We start from the raw sequence: 387 nt of genomic DNA, 5'->3' as shown, positions 1-387 counted from the left end.
GCCAGCTTAGCTATTTTCGTGTAAAATAGAGACTTGAAAGAGGTAGAAGAATGAGTAAAAAAGATAAAAAAATTGAGATTCAGATTGCAGATAGCAAGGTAACGGTCGGCGCCGATCAATTTGATGGCTACACCCTCTCCATTGGAAAAAAGATAATTGGTGAGATTGCGGAGTTTGATGGCCAATTTGCAGTTGTAAAAAATGGAAATGTTGAAAGTTTTTATAAAAAGCTTGAAAAAGGAGTGGAAAGTTTGATTGAAATCTACAATTTAGGTAAATAAGGGCTTGCATTTTCATGATATCAATGATATAATAATTGTCGTTGATTGCGGAGAGATAGCGAAGAGGCTAAACGCGGCGGACTGTAAATCCGCTCCTTCGGGTTCG

General features: G+C 37.7%; 1 protein-coding gene. It reads left to right on the top strand.

Going from position 1 to position 387, the window contains the following annotated elements; all coding sequences use genetic code 11:
- Positions 1-50 precede the first annotated feature (50 nt).
- Positions 51-281 (top strand): DUF2969 domain-containing protein, encoded by a 231-nt coding sequence (locus tag STRDD04_RS10290; RefSeq protein WP_062201992.1) that lies wholly within the window; start codon positions 51-53, stop codon positions 279-281.
- Positions 282-387: the final 106 nt, after the last annotated feature.

Source organism: Streptococcus sp. DD04 (assembly GCF_001578725.1).
Lineage (GTDB): Bacteria > Bacillota > Bacilli > Lactobacillales > Streptococcaceae > Streptococcus > Streptococcus sinensis.
This window is presented reverse-complemented; position numbering and strand designations above follow the sequence as displayed.

What these genes read in the sequence shown, in the direction of transcription:
- STRDD04_RS10290 (WP_062201992.1), top strand. Translation starts at nt 51, where the DNA reads ATGAGTAAAAAAGATAAAAAAATTGAGATTCAGATTGCAGATAGCAAG.